Source organism: Lutibacter profundi (assembly GCF_001543325.1).
Classification (GTDB): domain Bacteria; phylum Bacteroidota; class Bacteroidia; order Flavobacteriales; family Flavobacteriaceae; genus Lutibacter; species Lutibacter profundi.
This window is the reverse complement of the sequence record NZ_CP013355.1, coordinates 2,793,838-2,820,327: the sequence shown is the minus strand read 5'-3', so window position 1 is coordinate 2,820,327 and position 26,490 is coordinate 2,793,838. Positions and strand designations below refer to the sequence as shown.

Annotated in this window: 21 protein-coding genes and 2 tRNA genes; 10 read left to right on the top strand and 13 right to left on the bottom strand. The window is 29.8% G+C overall.

Translation table 11 applies throughout. The features are described from left to right. Window positions 1–94: 94 nt before the first annotated feature. Complete coding sequence (locus tag Lupro_RS12400; protein WP_068210894.1) at window positions 95–940, bottom strand: UbiA prenyltransferase family protein; 846 nt, start codon at window positions 938–940, stop codon at window positions 95–97. 137 nt (window positions 941–1,077) lie between these two features. Here Lupro_RS12400 and gcvP point away from each other — a divergent pair, with 137 nt between their 5' ends. The 3 genes from gcvP to Lupro_RS12385 all read left to right on the top strand — a co-directional run bounded on the left by gcvP (window position 1,078) and on the right by Lupro_RS12385 (window position 6,643). Then, window positions 1,078–3,921 carry an aminomethyl-transferring glycine dehydrogenase gene (gene gcvP, locus Lupro_RS12395; RefSeq protein ID WP_068210892.1) on the top strand — a complete coding sequence of 948 codons (2,844 nt, stop codon included), beginning with the start codon at window positions 1,078–1,080 and terminating at the stop codon, window positions 3,919–3,921. Window positions 3,922–4,402: 481 nt separating this feature from the next. After that, window positions 4,403–5,395 carry a pyruvate dehydrogenase (acetyl-transferring) E1 component subunit alpha gene (pdhA, locus tag Lupro_RS12390; RefSeq protein WP_068210890.1) on the top strand — a complete coding sequence of 331 codons (993 nt, stop codon included), beginning with the start codon at window positions 4,403–4,405 and terminating at the stop codon, window positions 5,393–5,395. Beyond that, window positions 5,396–6,643 (top strand): pyruvate dehydrogenase complex dihydrolipoamide acetyltransferase, encoded by a 1,248-nt coding sequence (locus Lupro_RS12385; RefSeq protein WP_068210888.1) that lies wholly within the window; start codon window positions 5,396–5,398, stop codon window positions 6,641–6,643. 176 nt (window positions 6,644–6,819) lie between these two features. On the opposite strand, the gene Lupro_RS12380 is transcribed toward Lupro_RS12385, so the two are convergent. After that, complete coding sequence (locus Lupro_RS12380) at window positions 6,820–7,071, bottom strand: type B 50S ribosomal protein L31 (RefSeq protein ID WP_068210885.1); 252 nt, start codon at window positions 7,069–7,071, stop codon at window positions 6,820–6,822. Window positions 7,072–7,192: 121 nt separating this feature from the next. Between Lupro_RS12380 and Lupro_RS12375 the strand changes: the two genes are divergently transcribed. Both Lupro_RS12375 and Lupro_RS12370 read left to right on the top strand, forming a co-directional pair. Further along, window positions 7,193–8,227, top strand: coding sequence for a glutaminyl-peptide cyclotransferase (locus tag Lupro_RS12375; RefSeq protein WP_068210883.1), 1,035 nt, complete (start codon window positions 7,193–7,195; stop codon window positions 8,225–8,227). A gap of 40 nt (window positions 8,228–8,267) precedes the next feature. After that, a complete protein-coding gene (locus Lupro_RS12370; RefSeq protein ID WP_068210880.1) occupies window positions 8,268–9,785 on the top strand; it encodes a hypothetical protein in 1,518 nt (505 codons plus the stop codon). Window positions 9,786–9,799: 14 nt separating this feature from the next. On the opposite strand, the gene Lupro_RS12365 is transcribed toward Lupro_RS12370, so the two are convergent. Both Lupro_RS12365 and Lupro_RS12360 read right to left on the bottom strand, forming a co-directional pair. Continuing rightward, window positions 9,800–10,345 carry a GNAT family N-acetyltransferase gene (locus Lupro_RS12365; RefSeq protein WP_068210877.1) on the bottom strand — a complete coding sequence of 182 codons (546 nt, stop codon included), beginning with the start codon at window positions 10,343–10,345 and terminating at the stop codon, window positions 9,800–9,802. A 33-nt stretch (window positions 10,346–10,378) separates the two neighbouring features. Then, complete coding sequence (locus Lupro_RS12360) at window positions 10,379–11,659, bottom strand: metal-dependent hydrolase family protein (protein WP_068210874.1); 1,281 nt, start codon at window positions 11,657–11,659, stop codon at window positions 10,379–10,381. Between the two features lie 79 nt (window positions 11,660–11,738). Here Lupro_RS12360 and Lupro_RS12355 point away from each other — a divergent pair, with 79 nt between their 5' ends. From Lupro_RS12355 to Lupro_RS12340, 4 genes are read left to right on the top strand one after another with little or no spacing between them, the layout of a single operon-like run. Then, window positions 11,739–12,419, top strand: coding sequence for an SDR family NAD(P)-dependent oxidoreductase (locus Lupro_RS12355; RefSeq protein ID WP_068210871.1), 681 nt, complete (start codon window positions 11,739–11,741; stop codon window positions 12,417–12,419). Window positions 12,420–12,422: 3 nt separating this feature from the next. Next, window positions 12,423–13,013, top strand: a complete 591-nt coding sequence (locus Lupro_RS12350; protein WP_068210868.1) for a SprT-like domain-containing protein — start codon at window positions 12,423–12,425, stop codon at window positions 13,011–13,013. A gap of 4 nt (window positions 13,014–13,017) precedes the next feature. Continuing rightward, a complete protein-coding gene (locus Lupro_RS12345; RefSeq protein WP_068210865.1) occupies window positions 13,018–14,094 on the top strand; it encodes a mannose-1-phosphate guanylyltransferase in 1,077 nt (358 codons plus the stop codon). 10 nt (window positions 14,095–14,104) lie between these two features. Continuing rightward, complete coding sequence (locus Lupro_RS12340) at window positions 14,105–15,538, top strand: DUF389 domain-containing protein (protein ID WP_068210862.1); 1,434 nt, start codon at window positions 14,105–14,107, stop codon at window positions 15,536–15,538. A gap of 41 nt (window positions 15,539–15,579) precedes the next feature. On the opposite strand, the gene Lupro_RS12335 is transcribed toward Lupro_RS12340, so the two are convergent. The 4 genes from Lupro_RS12335 to Lupro_RS12320 all read right to left on the bottom strand — a co-directional run bounded on the left by Lupro_RS12335 (window position 15,580) and on the right by Lupro_RS12320 (window position 17,412). Further along, window positions 15,580–15,660: transfer RNA gene (locus Lupro_RS12335), tRNA-Tyr, on the bottom strand. Between the two features lie 108 nt (window positions 15,661–15,768). Continuing rightward, a tRNA-Lys gene (locus Lupro_RS12330) sits at window positions 15,769–15,841 on the bottom strand. A gap of 62 nt (window positions 15,842–15,903) precedes the next feature. Further along, window positions 15,904–16,671, bottom strand: a complete 768-nt coding sequence (locus Lupro_RS12325) for an ABC transporter ATP-binding protein (protein WP_068210858.1) — start codon at window positions 16,669–16,671, stop codon at window positions 15,904–15,906. Beyond that, window positions 16,672–17,412 carry an MlaE family ABC transporter permease gene (locus Lupro_RS12320; protein WP_068210855.1) on the bottom strand — a complete coding sequence of 247 codons (741 nt, stop codon included), beginning with the start codon at window positions 17,410–17,412 and terminating at the stop codon, window positions 16,672–16,674. A gap of 129 nt (window positions 17,413–17,541) precedes the next feature. Between Lupro_RS12320 and pafA the strand changes: the two genes are divergently transcribed. Beyond that, window positions 17,542–19,218 (top strand): alkaline phosphatase PafA, encoded by a 1,677-nt coding sequence (gene pafA / locus Lupro_RS12315; RefSeq protein WP_068210852.1) that lies wholly within the window; start codon window positions 17,542–17,544, stop codon window positions 19,216–19,218. A 189-nt stretch (window positions 19,219–19,407) separates the two neighbouring features. Here pafA and Lupro_RS12310 read toward each other — a convergent pair whose 3' ends face one another. From Lupro_RS12310 to porU, 5 genes are read right to left on the bottom strand one after another with little or no spacing between them, the layout of a single operon-like run. Beyond that, window positions 19,408–20,481: a 3-oxoacyl-ACP synthase III family protein gene (locus tag Lupro_RS12310; RefSeq protein WP_068210849.1), complete on the bottom strand. Its 1,074-nt coding sequence runs from the start codon at window positions 20,479–20,481 to the stop codon at window positions 19,408–19,410. Window positions 20,482–20,513: 32 nt separating this feature from the next. Continuing rightward, complete coding sequence (locus tag Lupro_RS12305; RefSeq protein WP_144439148.1) at window positions 20,514–20,897, bottom strand: group III truncated hemoglobin; 384 nt, start codon at window positions 20,895–20,897, stop codon at window positions 20,514–20,516. A 10-nt stretch (window positions 20,898–20,907) separates the two neighbouring features. Further along, window positions 20,908–21,390 (bottom strand): cytidine deaminase, encoded by a 483-nt coding sequence (gene cdd, locus Lupro_RS12300; protein WP_068210843.1) that lies wholly within the window; start codon window positions 21,388–21,390, stop codon window positions 20,908–20,910. 18 nt (window positions 21,391–21,408) lie between these two features. Then, the gene (gene porV / locus Lupro_RS12295; RefSeq protein ID WP_068210840.1) at window positions 21,409–22,548 is read right to left on the bottom strand and encodes a type IX secretion system outer membrane channel protein PorV; all 1,140 of its coding nucleotides are present in this window, start codon (window positions 22,546–22,548) and stop codon (window positions 21,409–21,411) included. 38 nt (window positions 22,549–22,586) lie between these two features. Then, on the bottom strand, window positions 22,587–26,390 hold the full coding sequence (gene porU, locus Lupro_RS12290) for a type IX secretion system sortase PorU (RefSeq protein WP_227807448.1): 3,804 nt from the start codon (window positions 26,388–26,390) through the stop codon (window positions 22,587–22,589). Window positions 26,391–26,490 lie beyond the last annotated feature (100 nt).

Below are 26,490 nucleotides of genomic sequence, written 5' to 3'. Positions count from 1 at the left end.
TTCTTCTCTTCATTTCATTTTAAGAAAACTATTATAGGTGATTTTTTAAATAAATTTAAAAAAATTATTCTATTTATTACCTATATAAAACTATTTAATTCTCAAAAAATAGCAGCATTAACCCAAACCACACAACAGGGATTAGCTCAACCCAAAAGCTCGTGTAATACCTTGTTTTTTTTGGAGATGAAAACCTTAAAAACAAAGCAGTTATCATTGAAATCAACAGTATGATAAGAATATCTAAATAAGAATCTTCTTTTTTTAAAAATTCTAAACCAATAAACACAATTAATAAAACATACCCTATCACTTTTGAAGTAACTATTCCAAAAATTTGAGGTATTGTTTTTAGCGCTGCTGAATCCACTTTCGCATCTCTAATATCAAAAGGAAGTAATATTACTATCACAAATAAAATACGTTGAATAAATTCTAAATAAACATTGAAATTAAAAGTATACTTAGCTTCATACAATGGAAAAAGAACTACAATTCCCGCCCAGGCAATTGCAATACTAAATATTTTAATAAAAGGGAAATTTCTAAAGGAAATTTCTAGTTTCCCTACCTTAAATAACGGTATTACATAAAAAAAAGTCATAAGAGCAAATGGCGCAAGTACTATTAGTGATTTCAAATTAAATTTGCTAAATAAAATAATATAACTCAGCCCTAAAATAGCTAAAATGCTTACTACTAATAATTCTTTTTGATGACTAAAAAACCAATCTCTAAACCAATTTAGTCGGCTATTTTTTATTTCATAAAAACGTATAAAATTATAAGATACTATAATGGAAAGTGCAACAAATATTGGCACTAAATTATCACTAATTCCAAATTTAACGAGGGTAATTTTGGTTAAAAAAAATCCAGCTAAAGAAACATGAATATTACTAAAAATATAGAAATCAATTATTTTTTTTAACAAATTCATTTCACAAATGTAGTTATTTGAACATATACTTATTTTATGGTTAACAAAATATTAGAATTCAATAATAAATATGCCAATTTAATTATGGAATTTTCAGTAATTTTGAACTCACTAATATATTTATACAAATTACATAGATGAAAACAGATTCTTTTGTTTTAAGACACATAGGCCCTCAAAAAAATGAGGTGAAGGAAATGGTAAAAACCATTGGAGTAAATTCAATAGATGATTTAATTAATAAAACAATTCCTACCAATATTCGATTAACTAACGATTTAAATTTACCAAAACCATTTAGTGAATTTGAGTATATAACACATATTCAAAAACTTTCTAATAAAAATAAGTTATTTAAAAATTACATTGGTTTAGGTTATCACCCAACTATTTTACCTGGAGTAATACAGCGTAATATTCTTGAAAACCCAGGATGGTATACTTCATACACCCCATACCAAGCTGAAATTTCACAAGGCAGATTAGAAGCCTTATTAAATTACCAAACAATGGTAATGGAACTTACAGGAATGGAATTAGCAAATGCTTCCTTATTAGATGAAGGTACAGCAGCAGCTGAAGCTATGTTAATGTTATTCAATTCAAGAACAAGAGCCCAAAAAAAAGAAAATGCAACTAAATTTTTTGTTTCTAATGAAGTTTTACCACAAACCATTGATGTTTTAAAAACAAGAGCTTATCCACTTGGTATTGAATTAGTTTTTGGTAACCACCAAAATTTCGAATTCACATCAGTTGTATTTGGAGTACTTATTCAATATCCTTCTAAAAATGGTCAAATATATGATTATTCTACTTTTATTAACAAAGCAAAAGTTGTTGATGCAAAAATAGCTGTAGCTGCAGATTTATTAAGTCTAACAATATTAACCCCTCCAGGAGAATGGGGTGCTGATGTTGTAATAGGCACTACTCAACGATTTGGTATCCCAATGGGTTACGGCGGGCCTCATGCTGGTTATTTTGCTACTAAAGAAGCTTACAAACGTGCAATACCTGGAAGAATTATTGGTGTTTCACATGATAAAGATGGTAATCGTGCTTTACGTATGGCTTTACAAACTCGTGAGCAGCATATAAAACGAGAAAAAGCAACTTCAAACATTTGCACTGCACAGGTATTATTGGCTGTAATGGCTGGTATGTACGGCGTTTATCATGGCTCAAAGGGATTAATTTATATTGCAAGTAAAATTCAGAAATTAACTACCACCTTAAACGAAGGATTAAAACAATTAAATATAAAACAATTAAATACTGCCTTTTTTGATACTTTAACGATTGAAGTTTCTAATACTGTAAAACTTAAAGAAATAGCAGAAAAAAAAGAAATTAACTTTTTCTATCCTTCACCTAATTTGGTGAGTATCTCAATCAATGAAACCTCTAATTTAGAAGACATTCATGAAATTATTTCCGTTTTAGCAGAAGCAGAAGATAAAAAATATATAGGTTCAAATTCAATAGCTGAAAATTCTATTCCTAAAAATTTAACAAGGCAATCTCCTTTTATGGAAAATGACACTTTCAAAAAGTACCATTCAGAAACTGAGATGATGCGCTACATTAAAAGACTAGAGCTAAAAGATTTATCATTAACACACTCTATGATTTCTTTGGGCTCTTGCACCATGAAATTAAACGCAGCAACCGAAATGCTTCCGTTGAGTTGGCCAAATTGGGGTAATATGCATCCTTTTGTACCAATTGAGCAAGCGCAAGGATACCAAGAAGTTATTACAGATTTGGAAACCTATCTCAATGAAATTACTGGCTTTGCAGCTACATCATTACAACCAAACTCTGGTGCACAAGGAGAATACGCTGGTTTAACGGTTATCAAAGCTTTTCATGAATCAAAAGGAAATAAACATAGAAATATTTGTTTAATACCTTCCTCAGCTCATGGAACAAACCCCGCTTCTGCTGTAATGGCAGGGTTTAAAGTTGTTGTAACAAAATCAACAGAGAAAGGAAATATTGACGTAGATGATTTACGTGAAAAAGCAGAATTATATAAAGATAGTTTAGGCGCTTTAATGGTAACATACCCTTCAACTCATGGAGTTTTTGAAAGTTCAATAAAAGAAATTACTAAAATTATTCATGAATTTGGCGGGCAAGTTTATATGGATGGCGCAAATATGAATGCTCAAGTAGGCTTAACCAATCCTGCTAGTATTGGCGCAGATGTTTGCCATCTAAACCTACATAAAACATTTGCTATTCCCCATGGTGGTGGCGGACCAGGTGTTGGTCCTATTTGTGTAGCCAAACATTTGGTTCCTTTTTTACCATCCAACCCAATAATACCTACTGGAGGAGAAAAAGCTACAACTGCAATTTCATCTGCTCCTTGGGGGTCTGCATTGGTATTACTAATATCTTATAGCTACATTAGAATGTTGGGTGCAAACGGCTTAAAACAATCAACCAAGTACGCTATTTTAAATGCTAACTATATTAAAGCACGATTAGAAAAACATTACAAAATTTTATATACAGGTGAAAATGGATTTGCCGCTCATGAAATGATTGTTGATTTTAGGGAATTTAAAGAGAAAGGAGCTGATGTGACAGACGTTTCTAAAAGATTAATGGACTTTGGATATCATGCACCAACAGTTTCATTCCCTGTGCATGGAACACTTATGATTGAACCAACAGAAAGTGAAAATAAAAATGAATTGGATCGTTTTTGCGATGCATTAATTGCTATCAAAAGTGAAATAAATGAAATGAAAAGTGGAGACACAAACTCAGTACTAAAAAATGCGCCACATACGCAAGAGATGCTTACTTCAAATGAATGGAACTACCCATACACAAGACAAAAGGCTGCTTTTCCACTCCCTTACTTAAAAGAAAACAAATTTTGGCCTTCAGTCAGAAGAATTGATGATGCTTTTGGAGATAGAAATTTAGTATGTTCCTGCAACCCTATTGAAGATTATTTATAAGTAAAATAAAAAATAGCTTTTAAAATTGAAAAGTCTCGAGATAAATCTCGAGACTTTTCTTTTCTAATTATGCAATTAAATAAAAGTAATAATATTTGTCGTCCCCACAACGGTAGTATAATATTATTGTAATTCTTTTACAAATAACAACAACCAGAAAACTATCAGGTATAAGCAATTAAAGCAATTGTCGTCCCCACAACGGTAGTATAGCTTTAACCTTTAGCATTATAACTGAATAGATTTTCAATTTTTTTATTTATAGGCTTACTTTTCTAAAATAATATTTTCTAAAATAAACCAACTATTTTAATATATTTATGATAATTAAATTAATAAAACATATAAAGTTATTAATAATAATTTAATTTTCAGCATTTAGCACTACGAAAACATTGTAGTAAAAAAAATACTAGTTATTTTTATTCTAAAATTCAAAACAGTACTTTTGCAATTCTACAAATCTTATATTATATAATAGATGAAAAAAATTACGAAAGAAACCTATATTAATTGGTACAAAGATATGCTCTTCTGGAGAAAATTTGAAGACAAATTAGCAGCTCTTTATATTCAACAAAAAATTAGAGGATTTCTACATTTATATAATGGGCAAGAAGCTGTATTAGCAGGTGCGTTACACGCTATGAAAAAGAACGATAAAATGATTACCGCATATCGTAACCACGTACAGCCTATTGGTTTAGGAGTTGACCCCAAACGAATTATGGCAGAATTACTAGGGAAAGATACTGGTACTTCTCATGGTATGGGTGGCTCTATGCATATTTTTTCACCTGAACATAATTTTTATGGTGGTCATGGAATTGTAGGAGGTCAAATACCATTAGGAGCTGGATTAGCTTTTGCTGATAAATATTTTGAACGAGATGGTGTAACACTTACCTATTTTGGTGACGGAGCTGCTCGTCAAGGTTCTTTACACGAAACTTTCAATATGGCAATTAACTGGAAATTACCAGTAGTTTTCATCTGTGAAAATAATGGCTATGCTATGGGGACTTCTGTTGAACGCACAGCAAATCATGAAGATATTTGGAAATTAGGTTTAGGATATGAAATGCCCTGTGGGCCTGTTGATGGAATGAATCCTGTGAAAGTTGCTGAAGCTATGGAAGAAGCAATTGAACGTGCTAGAAGAGGTGATGGACCAACGTTATTAGATATAAAAACATATCGCTATAGAGGTCATTCAATGAGTGATGCTCAAAAATACAGGACTAAAGATGAAGTTGATGAATATCGTAAAATTGATCCAATAACACAGGTTTTAGATGTTATCAAGAAGAAAAAATATGCATCTGAAAATGAAATAAAAGAATGGGATAAAGAGGTTAAAGAGAAGGTGGCTGAATGCCAAAAATTTGCAGAAGAATCTCCATACCCAGATAAGCAATTAATGTACGATATTGTATACGAGCAAGAAGATTATCCTTTTTTAAAACATAGATAAATGGCTGAAATTATAACAATGCCCCGATTAAGTGATACAATGACTGAAGGAGTTGTTGCTCAATGGTTAAAAAAAGTTGGTGACAAAGTTTCAGAAGGCGACATTCTAGCTGAAATTGAAACAGATAAAGCCACCATGGAATTTGAATCTTTCAATGAAGGTACACTTTTATACATTGGTTTAAATGAAGGTGAAACTGCACCAGTAGACTCTTTATTAGCCATTATAGGTGAGGAAGGTGAAGATATTAATAAAATAATTGAAGATTTTAAAGTTAAAACTTCTGAACAAGAAAGTACACCTGTAAAAGAAGAACAGCCAAAACCTGAAATTAACACACCTAAGAAAGAGGTTTCTATTAGCACTCAGCCAACTCATAATGAGGAAATTAGTGATTCTGGAAGAATTATTGCTTCACCACTGGCAAAAAAAATGGCCAAAGAAAAAGGAATTAATTTAAATTCAATTACTGGATCTGGTGAAAATGGTAGAGTTATAAAACGTGATATTGAGAACTACGTTCCTACTGTAACAACTGCTACAAGTAATTTGCCAATTGCAGGTGAAGAAAGTTTTGAAGAAAGCACTAATTCGCAAATGCGTAAAACTATTGCTAGAAGATTGGCCGAATCAAAATTTACGGCTCCTCACTATTATTTAATGATTGATATTGATATGGATAACGCTATAGCTTCTAGAAAAGCTATAAACGAACTCCCTGACACCAAAGTATCATTCAATGATATTATAGTAAAAGCAAGTGCAATGGCATTAAAAAAACACCCTAAAGTAAATTCCCAGTGGTTTGATGATAGAACTCGTGTTAATCACTATGTTAATATTGGTGTTGCTGTTGCTGTTGAAGATGGATTAGTTGTACCTGTGATTCCTTTTACTGATCAAAAAAGTATGACTCAAATTGGAAATGAAGTGAAAGATATGGCTCTAAGAGCTAAAACAAAAAAATTGACTCCTGCAGAAATGGAAGGAAGCACATTTACAGTTTCTAATTTAGGTATGTTTGGTATTTCAGAATTTACCTCCATTATAAACCAGCCAAATTCTGCTATTTTATCAGTTGGTGCAATTATTCAAAAACCCGTTGTTAAAAATGGAGAGATTGTTGTTGGAAACACTATGAAAGTAACATTAGCTTGCGACCACAGAACAGTTGATGGCGCAACTGGATCTGCATTTTTACAAACCTTAAAGCAATTTATTGAAAATCCGGTTACTATGTTAGCATAAACATAGTTTATAGTATAATTTAAAGCCCGTTGTTAACAATGGGCTTTTTTATTGTAACATTTCTATATTTTCAAAACAATTACCACAACTCCTATTCTACAATAAAATTTCAAATCTATTGCATAAAAAAACTCCACAATTAATTGTAGAGTTTTTAAATATTATTACCTAAATAACTATTTTTTAAACTTAGCGTATTTAGTTTTGAACTTATCAATACGTCCTGCAGTATCTATTAACTTAGTTTTGCCTGTGTAAAAAGGATGTGAAGTTCTTGAAATCTCTAATTTGACTAAAGGGTATTCAACACCATCTACTTCAAGCGTTTCTTTAGTGTTTACTGTTGAACGAGTTAAAAACACATCTTCGTTTGACATATCTTTAAATGCTACCATTCTATAATTCTCTGGATGTATACCTTTTCTCATTGTAAACTCGTTTTAATGCTATTTTTATTTTTAAGACTGCAAATTTAACTATATTTTTGAAACTTCAAACAAATATTTTAGTTTATTTACATAAAAATTCATAAAATACAATTTTAAAATTATGTTATATAAGTCATTTTTTAGTTTATTCATATTTACATTCCTTCTATCATGCAAAAGTGAGTATAAATTTGTTTTAAATACTCCTAAAAAAATTCAATCAAGTCAAGAACTAACAATTTCTATCTCTGAAAAAGGGAGTAAGCCAATTGATTCGGTTCAATTTTCAATAGATTCAAAAAAAATACAGAGCAGTAAAAATACTGTTTCTTTAAAAGTAAATAATTACAAACTTGGAAAACACACTATAACTGCCATTATTTTTTATGAAAATAAAACTAAAAAAATTAGTAAACCTATTTATTTTATGGCAGATACAGCGCCAGAAATTTACACCTACAAAATTATAAACACCTATCCACATGATAAAAGCGCCTATACCCAGGGCTTAGCCTTTCACAATGGCTTTTTATATGAAGGAACAGGTAGAAAAGGAAGTTCTTCCATTCGGAAGGTTGCCTTAAAAACTGGAGAGGTTTTACAACAATACGATTTAAGCCGAGAATATTTTGGTGAGGGAATTACCATTTTCAAAAATAAACTATATCAATTAACTTGGCAATCAGGCATTGGTTTTATTTACAATTTAGAAACGTTTAAAAAAGAAAAAGATTTTAAATATACTAAGAGCCTTGAAGGCTGGGGATTGACAAATAATAACAAACAATTAATAAAAACTGATGGCACAGAACGTATTTGGTTTCTAAATCCTGACACGCTTCTTGAAGAAAATTATATTGAAGCATATACCAATAAACAAAAGGTTGAAAAATTAAACGAGTTAGAGTACATAAATGGTAAAATTTATGCAAACAGATGGCAATTAAATTCAATATTAATTATTAATCCTTCAACAGGAAAAGTTGAAGGAGTTGTTAATTTAAATAGTTTAAAAGCTAAAATACAACAAGAACAAACATTAGATGATAGTGATGAAGTATTAAATGGTATTGCTTTTGACAAGAAAAATAATCGCATTTTTATTACTGGAAAACACTGGAGTAAATTATATGAAGTTGAATTTATAAAAAAATAATCTTCATTAAATTATTTTTACATTTACAAAAACAACCTTAATGCGTTATTATTTAACTTTTCTTCTTATAATTACATTGGTATTTTTTTCTTCATGTAGAAAAGATTTTTCAACAAGTTTGAGTACTGGAAACCTCCAATTTTCAAAAGATACTGTTTATTTAGATACTATATTCTCCAATATTGGCTCTAGCACTTACAATTTAAAAGTGTACAATAAAAGCAATAAGGCAATTTCAATTCCTTCTGTTCAATTAGGCAAAGGTGAAAATTCTTTATATCGTTTAAATGTTGATGGTACTCCTGGGAAAACATTTGAAAATATCGAAATTTTAGCTAATGACAGTCTTTATATATTTATTGAAACTACGATAGATTACAACTTAGTTACTGATCCTATTTATACGGATGAAATTATTTTTGATACCGAAGATAATTCACAAAAAATTCAGCTAATTACATTGGTTAAAGACGCGTATTTCTTATACCCTTCAAAAGATTTAAATGGACTTATTGAAACCATTAATATTGGTATTGATGCTACTGGAGAAGAAGTAACTGTAAATGGGTTTTACTTAAATGAGAACACTACTTTCACCAATGAAAAGCCGTATGTTATTTATGGATATTGTGCAATTCCTGAAGGCAAAACATTAACTATTGAAGCTGGTACAAATATTCACTTTCACTCAAACTCAGGATTAATTATCAACAAAAATGCCACCTTAATTATTGAGGGAGAACTTAACAATGAAGTATTAATTGAAGGTGATAGGCTTGAAACTAAATTTAGTGATATTCCTGGCCAATGGGGAACTATTTGGTTACGTGCAGGAAGTAAAAATCACAACATAAATTATGCAATTATTAAAAATGCTTCCGCAGGAATTATTATAGATTCTATTGGAAGTAACTCTACTCCTACGTTAACTATTAAAAATACTCAAATTTATAACAGCTCTAACTTTGGGATATTAGCACGTGAAACCAATATTAAAGGTGAAAATTTGGTGATTAATAATAGTGGACAATCATCTTTGGCCTGTATTATTGGAGGTACTTATAATTTTACACATTCATCCTTTGGTAATTTTTGGAGTTATAGCTTACGACAATACCCAACTGTTTTAATCAACAACTTTTTTACTTACACAGAAAATAATACACAAATTATTGAGACAAGAGATTTAAATGCTGCCAATTTTACCAATTGCATTATTGATGGAAATAACAATGTAGAATTAGCTTTAGACAAAGTTGAAGGAGCTAATTTTAATTATTATTTTAAAAATAATTTATTGAAATTCAATGATTTAAATAATTCCTATTCTGAAATTCCCGAATATAATTTTGAAGACACAAATTACTATCTAGACAATGTTTTGAATGGAAATCCTAACTTTAAATCTCCTGTAGACAATGATTTAATTATAGGTAAAAATTCAGATGCCAATCAAAAAGCTAACACACAAGGAACCTCACAAGTGCCAAATGATATTTTAGGCGTTTTAAGAGATATTCCTGCAGATATTGGTGCATATCAGCATATAGATTTTTAAATATCTAAAACAAGTTATCTACCGTATAAGTCTAAATATATCTTTTTATCCATTTTATACCAGTTATATTTTTTACGTTCATCTTCTCCTTCATACAAATCAAATTTATAAAAAATCAATCCTATTTTCTTAAGCACTTTGTTTGACGCAACATTTTTTGGCATTGCAACACCAATTATTCTGTTTAGTTTTAAGACTTCAAAGCCGTACTTAATAATTCCTTTTGAGGCTTCAGTTGCAATTCCTGTTCCACAATATTCTGGTAAAAACCGAAATCCAATATCTGTTTCTTTTAGTTCTGGCAAGTATTTAAGTCCGGCAAATCCTATAACTTTATTTTCTTCTTTATACACAACTGCCCATCTTCCATATCCATACTTTTTATAATCAGAAAACCATACATCTTCGATAAGCTCTTTTGCTTGATTTAAATTATTTAAAATTGCATCACCGGTATATTTTAGAACATCAACATCAGAAGCAAAATTATAAACCGCTTGCATGTCCTTTAATTCAAATTCACGTAAAATTAACCTACCTGTTTCAAAAAATACACCCACAAATACATATCACTTATTAACCAAACATCCTTTCTACTGCTTATATATCACACCATTTTTCATAACAAAAGTTACATTTTCCATAGTGTGTATATTTTTAGTTGGATCATCATCAACAGCTATAATGTCAGCTAATTTTCCTTTTTCAATAGTCCCTATATTATTTTCTTCTTTTAAAATCTTAGCATTTGTAATGGTAGCAGCTTGAATTGTTTCTATTACTGGCATTCCTGCCTCAACCATATATCCAAATTCTTTTCCATTTTTACCATGGTCATAAACACCTGCATCTGTTCCAAAAGCAATTCCAACACCTTTTTTGTAGGCTTTTCTAAAAGTATTCTGAATTTTAGGACCTATTTCAAGAGCTTTAGGCACAATAATTTCAGGATAAAATCCTTTAATTTTAGCTTTATCTGAAACCTCTTTTCCTGCAGTTATTGTTGGTACTAAATAAGCATCGTATTTAATCATTAAATCCATTGTTTCTTCACTCATTAAGGTACCGTGCTCTATTGTTTTAACACCGCCTAAAATAGCTCGTCTCATTCCTTCATCACCGTGAGCGTGAGCAGCAACATGCATTCCATAATCTTTTGCCGTCTCGGTTATAGCCTTAATTTCTTCAATTGTAAACTGAGGGTTTTGTCCATTTTTTGCAACACTTAATACACCTCCTGTGGCAGTAATTTTTATTACGTCTGCTCCGTTTTTATACCTTTGCCTTACAGCTTTTCTTGCATCTGCAGCACTATTTACAACACCTTCTTTAGGTCCTGGATCACCCATTAATTTTCTGCTAGCTCCATTTGTTGGATCTGCATGCCCTCCTGTAGTTCCAATAGCTTTTTCTGCAGAAAATATTCTTGGCCCCATAATTTTTCCTTTATTAATGGCATTACGTAAAGACACATTAACACCTGTTCCTCCTAAATCTCTAACCGTAGTAAACCCAGCCAACAAAGTAACTTCAGCATACTTAACCGAGTTAAAGGCTATATCGGCTTCATTTAACGTATAATTATCTAAGTAAATTGATGGTTTCATCTGCATTTCTATATGAACATGCATATCAATTAATCCAGGCATAACCGTTTTATTTTTTAAGTCAATAAGCTTATCTTCCTTATTTTTAGTAGGAATATAGCCCTTTTTAACATTTATAATTTTATTCCCTGAAACAACAATAGTCATTTCATTTAAAATTTTTCCTGATTTTGTATCAATTAATTTACCACAATGCAAATAGGTATTTTGTGCAAATAAAATAGTTGTTAAAAAAAAGAAGCTTAAAAAAATGATTTGATTTTTCATAATTAGATAGTGTAAATAATTTATTTTAGCCAAATATATCAAATTATTTATAAGTTTGATTTATTAAAAAAATTTAAAGATGAAAAATGTTATAATAACTGGAACTAGTAGAGGAATAGGTTTTGAGTTGGCTCAACTTTTTGCAAAAAATGGTCATAAAGTCTTGGCTTTATCTAGAAACTCTACACCTCTAGAAATACTTAATATCAAAAATATCACAACTATTTCAATTGATTTATCTAAAGAAAATGAAATAGAAAAAGTAACTGATTTTATCTCTTTAAATTGGAAAACTGTAGATATCTTAATTAATAACGCTGGCAAATTAATTCATAAACCTTTTAAAGAATTAACAACTTCCTATTTTTTAGAGATTTATAAAGTAAACATATTTAGTGTAGCCGAATTAACTCGACAATTAATTCCTTTTTTAAAAAAAGGAAGTCACGTAGTAAATATTAGTAGTATTGGTGGTGTTCAAGGTAGTTTAAAATTCTCTGGGTTGGCAGCTTACAGTTCTTCAAAGGGAGCTTTAATAACACTTACCGAGTTATTAGCTGAAGAATACAAGGAACAACAAATTTCTTTTAATGTTTTAGCTTTAGGTGCCGTACAAACTGAAATGTTAGAGGAAGCGTTTCCTGGCTATAAAGCTTCAGTTTCAGCAAATGAAATGGCTCATTATATTTTTAACTTTGCCTTGACTGGGAATAAATTTTACAATGGTAAAATATTACAAGTTTCAACTACAACACCATAATATATGATTGATACTCTTTCAAAATATATTCCAGAAGAAGCTGTTAAATTAGTGCATGAAATTCTAATAAATCACCCTATTGATATCAAAATTGTAAACAGAAGAACTACAAAACATGGTGATTTTAAAAAATTAAAGAATGGTTCTCTTCAAATTACATTGAATAAAGATTTAAATAAATATCAATTTCTACTAACACTCATTCATGAAATTGCACATTTAGTTACGTACAAACACTATAAAAGGACAAAACCTCATGGCTATGAATGGAAACAAAATTTTCAGTATTTAATGCTCCCCTTTTTACAACCAACTATTTTCCCTAACAATGTACTCCCAGTGCTAGCAAATTACCTTAAAAACCCAAAAGCAAGTACAAGTTCAGATGTAAATTTAACGTACGCTTTAAAACAGTACGATGAAATGTCAGGAAAGAATTTTATATTTGAACTACAACACGGAAGCATTTTTACATTTAATAATAAATCTTATAAAAAAGGAAATATAAGAAGAACTAGATTTGAATGTGTTGAATTAAGTAGTAATAAAACCTATTTATTCAATCAAAATGCTGAAGTAATTATTTTAAAATAACACAATGAATAAAAATTATTATGCTGTTATTATGGCCGGTGGAGTTGGATCTCGATTTTGGCCAGTAAGCACCCAACAATTACCAAAACAATTTCACGATTTATTAGGTACTGGAAATACCTTAATACAACAAACTTTTAATCGTTTTAACAATTTAATTCCTTCTGAGAATATTTTAATTGCAACCAATAAAAAATATGAAAATTTAGTAAAAGAACAACTTCCTGAAGTTTCCTCAAAACAATTATTGTTAGAGCCTGCTATGAGAAATACCGCACCTTGTATTTTGTACAGTGCTTTGAAAATTCACAGTAAAAATCCTGATGGCATTATGGTTGTTGCTCCTTCTGATCACTCCATTAGTGATGAAAAAGAATTTCTAAAAAATATACAAACCTCCTTTAATTTTTGTGATAAAAATGATACGTTGATGACTCTTGGAATTAAACCAACTTCTCCAAACACAGGGTACGGTTACATTAAATATAAACATTCAAAAAACAACATTAAAAAAGTTATTAATTTTACTGAAAAACCTAATTTAGAAAAAGCAACACAATTTATTGAAGAAGGAAACTACCTTTGGAATGCGGGTATTTTTGTTTGGAGTGTAAAAAGTATTTTAAAGGCTTTTAAAACAAACTTACCTACCATGTATACCTTACTTTCAAAAGGAAAAAATAGTTACAACACTTCCTTAGAAACTCTTTTTATAGAAGATAATTATATGCTATCTGAAAATATTTCAATTGACTTTGGAATTCTAGAAAAAGCCTCAAATGTATATGTTTTACCTGCTGAATTTGGATGGGATGATCTTGGAACTTGGGGTTCTCTCTACAGTAAATTAGACAAAGACGAACAACAGAATGCAACTATTGGCGGTAATGTAATTTTTAGAGACTCTAAAAACAATATAGTACGAACCCAATCTGGAAAACGTGTTGTAATTCAAGGGTTAAATAATTTTATTGTTGTTGAAAAAGATGATGTATTGCTTATTTGTCCAAAAAGTAAAGAGCAGGAAATAAAAGAAATTACAAAAGATGTTAAGATTAAATTTGGAGATGAATTTATTTAAATAATTAAAAATGGAAAACATTAAATCTAATAACTCCGAAAAAAAATCAGTTGTAAATAACCCTCCAACTAAAGATGAAGTTAAAGGAGCTTGGTTTACCATAAAACAATTTATTTTTGAATTGTTAGATATTAGGCTTGATACAGATAAAGATGGCACCATTGAAGATATTAAAGCTAATATCTCCATGAAAGGTCATACAGCATGGGTACTGGTTTTCTCAATTTTAATAGCATCTATAGGGTTAAATATTAGCTCTACTGCTGTTGTTATTGGTGCTATGCTTATTTCTCCTTTAATGGGGCCTATTTTAGGTATTGGTTTATCTATTGGCATTAATGACATTGATACTTTGAAGCGTTCCTTAATAAATTTAGGAGTTATGATTGGATTGAGTTTAGTAACCTCATTTCTATTCTTTTTAATTCCTATTTTTAGAGATGAAACTCCTGAAATTTTAGCAAGAACGTCACCAGATGTTAGAGATGTTTTTATAGCAATTGCCGGTGGCTTAGCTCTAATAATTGCTTTGAGTAGAAGAAATAAACAAACCAATACCATTGCGGGTGTTGCCATTGCAACTGCACTAATGCCTCCACTTTGCACAGCTGGTTACGGATTAGCAACTTGGAATTTTAATTATTTTGGAGGTGCTATGTTTTTATTTACCATTAACACCATTTTTATAGCTTTAGCTACATTTGTAATTGTTAAGTTTTTACGATTTCCAATGCTTAAATATATTAATTCAACCAAAAGAAAACGTATTGCAAGAATAGCCTCTTTTGTAGCGTTGATGGTTTTTGCTGGTAGTATTTTTTTATTTTTTAATTTATTTAAAGAAAACCAGTTCAAACGAGCTGCCCAACACTTTATTAATGATGTTAAAAAGAGTAAAATTAGCATTATTGATGAAGAAGACAAAAATATAAACTATAAAAATAGAAGTATAAAACTTGTTATTTATGGTAACAAATTATCTAAAGAGGATAAAGATTATTGGAATGCTAAACTTCCTGAATATGGCTTAAATGATACAAAATTAATTTTACAACAAGGTATGGATGATTCTGATTTGCGTAATGAAGTAAAAAACTTAAGTGATTTATATACTCATAATCAAAAAATAATTACGTCAAGAGATGAATCAATAAAAGAGAAAGAGCAGAAAATTAAATTGTTAGAAAATGAACTAACAAAATATTATGAAAATCAAATTCCGTTTCTTCAAATTAGCAAAGAAGCCCAAATTAACTATAATGGCTTATCAAATTTAAGTTATGCTAAAATGGTGAGAACAAACTTTAATACTACAGATACTATTACTGTTTTTAATGCTAAATGGTACGATTCTGTTCCAAATACCTCTCAACAGAAACTATTACTAACAAAATGGCTAAAAACACGTTTAAATCTAGATACCCTAATAGTTAAATCCGAGTAATTTAGAAAAGAAAAAAGCAAGCTAGTTCGCTTGCTTTTTTGTGGTGAGAGAAGGATTCGAACCTTCGAAGCTTGCGCAGCAGATTTACAGTCTGCCCTCGTTGGCCACTTGAGTATCTCACCAAAATTTAAAAAAACTTCTCAAATTTGAGAAGTTTTTGTAATCTGGCTGGGCTTACTTCGGCTACGCTCAGCATAAACTTCTCGCCCATAAAATTTTCATCCCAAATGTGACCTGGCTGGGGCTCGAACCCAGGACCACCTCCTTAAAAGGGAGGTGCTCTACCAACTGAGCTACCAGGTCATTCTTTTTCTTTTTAGCGGGTGCAAATATAACTGTAAATTTTACAAAAACAAACTTCTTTTCTATTTTGTTTCATTTAAATAAGCTTCTCTAACTTTCTTAAATAAATTAGATGAATACACAAAATCTACAACCGTCTCATTTTCAGTTTTAAAAATATCTTTATTAGTTCCTTCCCAAGCCTTAATACCATTTTTTAAAAAAATAATTTTTTCTCCAATCTCCATTACAGAATTCATATCATGCGAATTAATAATAGTTATCATTTGGTATTCTTTTGTAATTTCTTGAATTAAATTATCAATAACAGTAGCAGTAATTGGATCTAAACCTGAATTGGGTTCATCACAAAATAAATATTTGGGATTCATCACAATTGCTCTTGCTATAGCAACACGTTTTTGCATACCTCCAGATAACTCTGCTGGAAACTTTTTGTTTACATTTTCTAAGTTTACTCTTTTTAAAACAGCATTTACACGGTGTAACATTTCTGAAGGCTTATTATTAGTAAACATTTTTAAAGGAAACATTATATTTTCTTCAACTGTTAAAGAATCATATAGAGCTCCTCCTTGAAAAACCATGCCAATTTCCTTTCTTAATTGCCGCTGCTGTTTAATACTAAGTTCAGTATGTTTTCTTCCATCAAAACAAATTATTCCTTTTTCTGGAACAAATAAACCAAGTAAACATTTTAAAAAAACTGTTTTACCAGATCCGCTTTGCCCTATAATCATGCTTGTTTTTCCCTTTTCAAACGATGTTGAAATACCCTTCAAAACAGGAACACCATTAAATTCTTTATGTAAATCTGTTACTTCAATCATTTATCCTAAAATCATTTGAGTTAAAAAGTAGTTTAATAAAATAATAACAATGCTAGTCCAAACCACAGCTTGTGTGCTTGCTCTTCCAACTTCTAAAGATCCTCCTTTAACATAATACCCATGATACGCGGGAATTGTTGCTATTACAAAAGCAAAAACTACTGTTTTAGTTAACGCATATTTTATATAATAAGGGTCAAAATCTAATTGAATTCCATAAATATAATCTTCACTATAAAACAAATCGGTTAAAATACCTGCATAATACCCTCCAAGTATACCTAAAAACATTGCTAATAAAATGAGTAAAGGGTAAAAGAAAAGGGCAGCAATAATTTTTGGTAAAATTAAATAATTTAAAGAGTTTATCCCCATTACTTCAAGGGCGTCAATTTGTTCCGTAACTCTCATAGTTCCAATACTTGACGCTATGTAAGAGCCTACCTTTCCGGCCAAAATTATAGACATAAAAGTTGGTGCAAACTCTAAAATCATAGATCTTTTTGCTGCAAAACCTATTAAATATTTTGGTATAAAAGGGCTCTCAATATTCATAGCTGTTTGTATGGCAACAACACCGCCTACAAAAAACGAAATAAACATAATAATACCCATTGATTTTAAACCTAAATCTTCAATCTCTCTAAATAAAACCTCTCTGAATACCGACCATTTCTGAGGTTTTTTAAAAACCTGTTTTAGCATAATAAAATACTTTCCAATATGCTTTAAGTAGTTCATTTAATTTTCTTTTTGGCTAAAATATTAAATTAATACTACCTAATAATGTTTTTGTAACATAAAAATCATTTTAAATACTAAAAATAAAGTAATTTTGAAATCTATAAATTGTAACTTTTTAATATAGAAATGAAGAAACTATTTTTTTTATTATTTATCAGCTTAAGTTTAGTACAATGTATTGCTATTAAATCTACAACTACTACAACCCCAGTTAGTTCTTTATCAAATAACATCCAACAAATAAACCCAACAAAACTAGTTGTTGGTATTGTAATAGATCAAATGCGTTATGATTATTTAATCAAGTTTTATAACAAATATGGCGATGGAGGTTTTAAAAGGTTGATGAATAAAGGTTATAATTTAGAGAATGTACATTTTAATTATATTCCTACATATACTGCCGTTGGGCATACATCAATTTACACAGGTGCCACACCTGCTACCCACGGTATTATTTCAAACAATTGGTATGATAAATTTAGTAAAAAATATATTTATTGTGCTGATGATGATAGATATAGTACTGTAGGTGCAAAATCTGGAGGTAATAAATCTCCTCAAAGAATACTAACTACTACCATAACCGATGAGCTTCGATTATCTCAAAACATGAAGGGTAAAACAATTGGTATTGCTATAAAAGATAGAGCGGCCATTTTACCTGCTGGTCATACAGCAACGGCTGCTTATTGGTTTGAAGGGAATAATGAAGGTAAATTTATTACGAGTACTTTTTATATGAATGAACTTCCTAGTTGGGTAATTGCATTTAACAACTCAGGAAAAGCAAATACTTACTTAAATGAAACTTGGAATACCTATTACGATATTTCAACTTATACTGAATCATTAGCTGATAACAACCCTTATGAAGGTTTGTATAAAGGTAAAAATACGCCTACTTTTCCCTATAATTTGGCGGTGTTAAGAAAATTAAATAATAACTATGATTTGCTGAAGGCTGTGCCTCAAGGAAATGCTATTACTACTGACTTTGCAGAGGCTACTATTATTGGTGAGAACCTTGGGGAAACAAAATTTACAGACTTTTTAACTATTAGTTATTCAAGTACAGATTATGTAGGTCATTTATTTGGGCCAAACTCTATTGAACTTGAAGATACTTATATTAGATTAGATAAAGAACTTGAAAAATTATTGATTTTTTTAGATAATCAAGTTGGTGAAAATAATTACATGTTGTTTTTAACAGCTGACCATGCTGTAGTTCCTGTACCTGCATATTTAAACTCCATAAAAATACCTGGAGGCTATTTTGAGTCAAAAGAGTTTGAAAAATTTGTAAATGAAATTACTTTAAACTATTTTAATTCAGGTGAGTTGATTGAAAATATTTCAAATTATCAAATTTTCTTAAATAAAGAAAAGGTAAAATCTTTAAATTTAAATGTACACAATGTATCTCAAATTATTGCTGATGAAATAATTAATTTTGACAAAGTTTATAAAAGTGTAACAGCGCATACCCTTCAAACCACTAGCTTTACTTCTGGCATTTTAAAAACAATTCAAAATGGGTACAATCAAAAGTTGTCTGGAGATATTCTTTTTTCTTTAGAACCCTCAACTATTAAGCATTCTAAGAAAGGAACTTCTCACGGGTCTGGTTACAATTATGATACACATGTTCCTTTAATATTTTACGGAAATAGAATTCAAAAAGGAAAAACAAACAAATACTATCCAATCACAAGCATTGCTCCTACATTAGCACATTTTTTGCGTATTACTGAGCCTAGTGGAAGTACTAATGAATTAATTTATGAAATTTTAGAATAAGATAATTCCAACATTCCTTTTTAGGATAATAAAATTATTCTTTTAAAAACCGTATCAGTTCACGAAATATAGCCATAGGAATTTATTTTAAATTCAATTTATAACTATATTTTTAAGTTTACACGCTTTTTAAGGTAGTGTAAAAAAAAATTAACAAATGCTATTATTGCAATATTCTAAAGTAAAAAATTAGTATTTATATACAATGGCGTTGATATTCATACCTGCTCCTACAGAAGCTAAAATTACAATATCTCCTTTATTTATTTCCTGATTTTCTATTTGACCTCGTTTAACTAAATCAAATAATGTAGGAACTGTAGCAACAGAACTATTCCCTAAGTTATGAATACTCATAGGCATAATATCTTTAGGTAATTGCATTTTATATAGTCGATAGAAGCGTTTAACAATTGCTTCATCCATTTTCTCATTCGCTTGATGAATAAATATCTTTTTAACATCTAATATGTTAACACCACTTTTATCCAGAGCTTCTTTCATTGCTAATGGGACATTATTTAAGGCGTATTCATAAATTTTACGACCATACATTTTTATATATCGCTGATTTGTATTGTTGTTTTTATCAAATGATTTCCCAAAAAACAAATAATAACATTCATCTAAAGTGTTGGTTTGTGCAGCATAGCTAAGAATACCAGAAGTTTCATTTTTATTAGTACTAGCTTCAATAACTGTGGCTCCTGCACCGTCTGAATAAATCATAGAGTCTCTGTCATGGTCATCTAAAACTCTTGACAATGTTTCAGTTCCAATTACTAAACATTTTTTTGCCATCCCAGATTTAATATACGCTTCTGCTTGTATAACTCCTTGAATCCATCCTGGACAACCAAATAATATATCGTAAGCAACACAATTAGGATTTTTAATACCTAATTTGTGTTTAACTCTTGATGCCAAACTTGGTAAAATATCACTTTGGATGGCTGTACTTTTTACATCTCCAAAATTATGTGCTAATATTATATAATCTAGCTCTTCAGGATTTATACCCGCATCTTCAATCGCTTTTTGAGCTGCAAAATAACCTAAATCTGAAGAAGTTAATTCAGGCTTTGCGTATCTTCTTTCTTCAATACCTGTGATGGCTTTAAATTTCTCAATAACCACCTCATTTTGATATCCTAAAGGAGATCCGTCTTCATTTAAAAATTGATTATTTAAAAAATCTGAGTTCTTTTTTACAATTGTTGGAATGTAACTTCCTACTCCTGTAATTACTGATTGTATTTTCATTATAAAAAATTAATATCCAAATTTAAAATCAATTACTTATTTAGTGATGAAATTTTAATTTCCATTACGGTGGCTATTGATAGTGCTCTCGACTTTGCTGCATGTGCATTATCACCTTCAAACAACTCATCAACTGTACTGTTAAACATTGACAACCAAGACTTAAAGTGCTTAGAACTAAATGGTTTTGTTTGTTGTAATTTTAAGTGTGGCTCCATGGCATTTTTACGATATTCACCGGAATAAAAAATAACATTATCCCAAAAATCAACCAACGTTTGTAAGTGACTCTCTAAGAGAATAGGGTTTGAAAAATCTTCAAAAAAATGATGCATTAAATCATCATTCATCAACTTCACATAAAATTCTTTAACCAACAAATAAATATCTTCTCTATTTTCAATATCTTTTTTCATTAATACAGCCTTATAAAAAAGTTTTATCAAAAGCAATTGGGAGTAAATCTAATAATGAATTCGTTTTAATAATTTGTCCTACTTCTCCCATAAAATAAATTTCTATTTTATCTTTTTGTTTAATTTCATATTCAGATAATGCTTGCCTACAAGCTCCGCAAGGTGCCACAGGTTCTTTAGTTACATGCGTTGATGCGCCTGCTGAAATAGCTAATTTTAAGACTTTGTGGTTTGGGAACTCAGAAGAAGCTTTCCAAATAGCAACTCGTTCTGCACACATTCCAGATGGATAAGCTGCATTTTCTTGATTATTACCTGTAACAATTGTACCATCTTCTAAAAGCAACGCTGCTCCAACTTTAAATTTTGAATATGGAGCATAAGCACTTTGTTTTGCTTCAATAGCTTTATTCATCAATTTCTTTTCCAATATTGAAAGCTCTTCAATGGTCTCAAAAACAGTAATTTGAGTTTTTATTTCAATTTTTCTCATTAAAATTTATAAGCTATTTTAGTTAATTTCAAATAATTCTCCAAAATCAAACGACAATGAAAATCGAAGCGTATTTTCTAAAGGATTATTAATATCTGATGCATTGAATAAATATGATATATCAATTTTTGAACTTTTAAAGTTAAACCCTGAACCTAATGTAAAATATTTACGAGCGCCTTTTAGGTCACTTTCATTAAAATAACCTGCCCTAATTGCAAATGAATTATCATACATATACTCAGCACCTAAAGCCCAAGTAAATTCTTTTAGTTCTTCACTAAAACCTCCTGGAGCATCACCAAACGATGAGAAAATACCGCTAAAAAAACTAACATCATCTTGTTCGTACGGTGGTGTACCATCACCTGCTATTGAAACACTTGGCGTTGGCACAAGCAACTTATTAAACTCTAAATTTACACTTACTTTATTGTAATTGTCCAAAATAAAATCAAAACCACCTCCAATTTTTAAATTTGTTGGAATAAAATTATCTTGTCCATCATCTGAATAGGATACTTTTGGCCCAATATTAGAGATGTTAAATCCTCCTCTCCAAATTCCATTAAAATTTCCATAATTACGTTCATCAGATTGAAAATAACCAGAAATATCAACTGCAAAAGTATTTACTGGTTGTACTGGTGAATTTGCAGATTCAATTCCTAAATCTGATCGAATGTAACGCATGGTAACACCCATTGCAAATGTTTCATTTAGTTTCAATGAGTATGAAGCATCTATTGAAAATTCATTTAACTTTTCAGTACCTTGTGGAAGTCCATTAATATCTGTTAAATCTATTTGACCTAAATTAAAATATTTCAAACTCGTTGCCCAAGCACTTCTATCATCTATTCTATTAGCGAATGAAAAACCACCTAAAAAAACATCATTTGTTAATTCTCGTAACCAAGGTGTATACGTAACTCCTATTGTGTATTGAGATGACATAAATGCAAATTTTGAAGCATTCCAATGTTGCGAATTAGCATCAGGTGATGTTGCTACTCCAATATCTCCCATACCTCCAGCTCTTGCATCAGGAGCTATTAATAAAAATGGGGCTGCTGTTGTTATTGTATTTTGTTCTTGTGCATTCATTTTAGAAAATGCTGTAAAAACGATAAGTATTAATACGATTATTTTTTTCATTAATTGGGTAAATTTAACTTAACAAATATCTTAATTTATTATTGAAGTATAACTAATTTTTCAACTTTTTCTGCTTTTGCATTTGAATTATTAGATTTTACTTTTAATTTATATATATAAACTCCTTTTCCTATCCTTGAACCAAAATCATCCAAACCATTCCAACTAATTGATTTTGATAAATTACCTTCAGTTTGTACTGTTTCATTAATTGTTTTTACCAATTTACCTGACACGGTAAAAATTTGTATTTGAACACTTAATGACTCATTTGGTTTATTGTGATTGAACCAAAACTCTGTGTAATTTATAAACGGATTTGGGTAATTTAAAACATTACTTAATATTAAATCACTGTCATCAACTACAAAAAACGTAAACGTAGTTTCTGATAAATTATTGTAAGTGTCCCAAACTTTTAAAGTTAAGGTATGTAAGCCTGCTGAAAGATTTCTAAATTGATAATTTACTTTCCCTTTTCTATAATCATTGAGCTCTGTTTGATAGAAATCATTTAATATAATTGGATTTGATTGGTCTTCATCTAAAATTGCTACAATGTCATGGTCAACAGCTGTAATTGAAGTATTAATACCACTTTCATCCTCAAGAACTGCAATAAATAGAGGTGACTCATTGGTATTTCCTCCATTTACAAAATTTTGGTCATTCATGTATAATTGTACTTTTGGACCATCATTATCTTCAGGAGCATTTGCATTTATACCTCCTATAGTTACATCAAAACTATAACCAGCCTTGTCTATTGATTCATTTGAAGCATAAAAACTAAGTTTTCCCTTTCCGTAGGCAATTTTTATATCTCTTGGAGCAACAAAATCAAAACTAAATTTACCATTTTCAACTTTTGACCTTCCTTTAAATATTTTACTTTCAATAGCTTCAAACTGCATTGTAATATTTCTATTGTCATTATCTAATGTACTCTTAATTATAGGTTTATCATATACTGTAACGTCTAATTCTCCATTGAAATTACTTAAGATTGCACCGCTCAAATTTGTTATATTTCCTTCAAATTTAACATAAGAAAGGGCTTTAATTGTATCTATGCTTTGGGTAATATCTATAGCATTCATTTTTGTTATTTCAATTGTTGGCTTTGGAATACTTAATTTCATCGCTGGGTCTCCAAGTGCATACACAAAATATCGTTGAGTTGTAGTAAATTGGTTTTTTACATGCATTAATGCTTCTGCAATTGTATAATTTTCGTTCTTAAAATTTAACAATGGTTTTATAAGTTGTTCATTAAAAATTTGTCCAACACTTATATAAACTTCTCTTGTTGTTGAGATTAATAATGCTGCTCCTCCATTTTCATTCCAAAGAACAAATTCCCCTGCAGTTTTCCTAAGTGGATTATCAAACCTAGAAAATTCACAAGTTACTGTAATAAATAAATTAAGTCTATAATCATTTTTCCAACTTTGAATGTCTGACACCTCTAAAATTCGTTCACTTGCCCAACCATCCTCTCCTCCGTGCCCAAAATAATCAATTAATAATGTTCCTTTTTCTATTTGATTTGTTATTTCGGTGTTTACTGTTGGATACCTATTCCCTCCAGATGAAGTTTGCTGTTTGTAGGCATCCATATATATTTTTTTTAGATTAAAAACAGGTTTATTTGCTGAAATTGTATCAGCTATTTCCTCCATCTCATTTTGTAATACTTCTTCACCTAATGCATCAACATCATCAGCCACCAAAGTTATTTGAGTGCGCCAATCTCCAAAAGATTTAGGATTGTAATAGCTTAAAATTTTATCTACTACTTTTTCTGCCTGAAGGGGTTCAGAAACAGGTATTCTCCCTGTTACAACATCTTGTCGTTCAAATAAATTCATCTCTCCTTCATTGGAGTCCATCATTCCATAAAAATCATCGGTTACAAAGGAAGTTGCTAAATTAAAGCTTGTATATGCTTCAAAAACAGGAACTATGTTATTATTCCCTCCTATTCTATCTTTATAATCATAGGATGCATCTCCAAATAAACATACATATTTAATTTTATTAGTTGTAGCATTATCGTATAAATGTTTTACAAAATCTCTTATAGCTGTTATATCTGGTGAACCTGATGAAAATTCATTATAAATTTCATGTAATGAAATTACCTGTACTTTTAAATTTGAATTTTGAATGTGATAATCTGCCAATCGTTGTGCCTGTCCTTTTAAAAAATCTTTCGTAATAATTACATAATCAATGTTATTTAAACTATGTAAGTTCTGATTTTCAATTTGGGTATCTTCAACCTTTTGAGGAACATAATAGTCTTTCTCATTTAAAACAATATATTCTTTTGGGATACCTCCTACCGCTTTAAATATAAAATTATTAGTGGTAGATTCATTTGATATTACCATGGGGTTTATTGCATCAGTAACATCCCAAACCGCATTAATGGATGAAGCATTCTCAATTAAATATTCATACACACCTGCTGTTTTATCAACATCAAAGTTCCTAAAAGAAAACTGTTTTTCATTTCCTACCAACTTTTTTTTACCTAAAATTTCTATGTAATCTAAATAGGCTTTAGCCGACGGATTCCCATTATTATTGTATGTTATTTCAATATTTACCGAATTACCTGATAATTGTATAGAACCACTATTCTTATTTGCAACGGCTTTTGTTAACCCTCCTTTTGCATAGAAACTTACATCAAACAAATTTTGATTATTTACTTTAACATTCATTTGAGATGTAAGTGATGATTCTACCACTCCTCTCACTCTAACAATTATATTTCCTGAAGAATCTATATTATTAAATGGTATTGTATAGGAGTGTATATTTTCAATATTATAACTATCTCCAAACCACTGTTGCCCTACTGCAAACAAATTTATTTCATCTTTTTCATAAAAAGTATAATCGTAAAATGTGGTAACTTGTTGATTGGCTGTATTGATGATTTTTGTTTGTTCTTCAATTCTTTTTCCTGCAGTATCTGCTATGGTAATAAAATAATAAGCCTTATCTGAAAAGATATTATATTGGTGTTCAACTTCGCTTAAATTTGCGCTATTCGTGTTTTTCCATGTATGCGGACCTTTTGCATAAAACAATATATAATCATTACTATCAAAACTGTTATCCTCTTCTCCAATAACAAGTATCGCATTTTCTTGCAGACCATCATATCTAAAATCACTATTTTTAAAGGGAAGCATTTGACCTCCATTACCATAAATTTGGATGTTTTTAGGATTTATTGATTTTACATCAATTCCTAAATTTTCCATAAATTTTTTGTCGATTTTAAAAACTCCTGTTGTGTCTACTGCAAATTTATACCAATTACCTGAAGCTAATACAGAATTTTTAACAGTTGATCTTTTAGCCTTTTTACTTTTCTTATTAGAAACCATATTATACTCAAGATCAAAAGATATTATTCTTTTTATTGTAGTACCCTCTTTTAAAAGGGGCATCATATTTAAAATTACAGTACTTTTATTTCTAGCTTTAACAATGTTAAATTTTACATCTAATGTTTTAGGGATATAATTAACACCGTATAAATTGGAATTATTAATAGGTTCATATTGTATATTTTTAATAGAAAAACTACCTATCTCTACTCCGTTTCCAATATCCCAACTCGAAGTAAAAGTAGGATTTAAATTTTCATCTATTAAGTTATTTTTAACTAAACTAACTTTAATTCTAAGTTCTTTATTAATGGTAAAATCAACATTATCAATCCAGTTTAACTGAAATTGTTTAATTTTAGTTTGTTGAGCTAATAACAAATTACCAACAATAATAAATAAAAGTATTAAATTCCGTTTTAAATAATTCATTAAATAACCTTGAGTTTTTGCTGTTATTTTTTATATAATACAACATTACATATAATAAAGAACAAAAACAATCGTTACAAAAACATAATAAGATATTTTA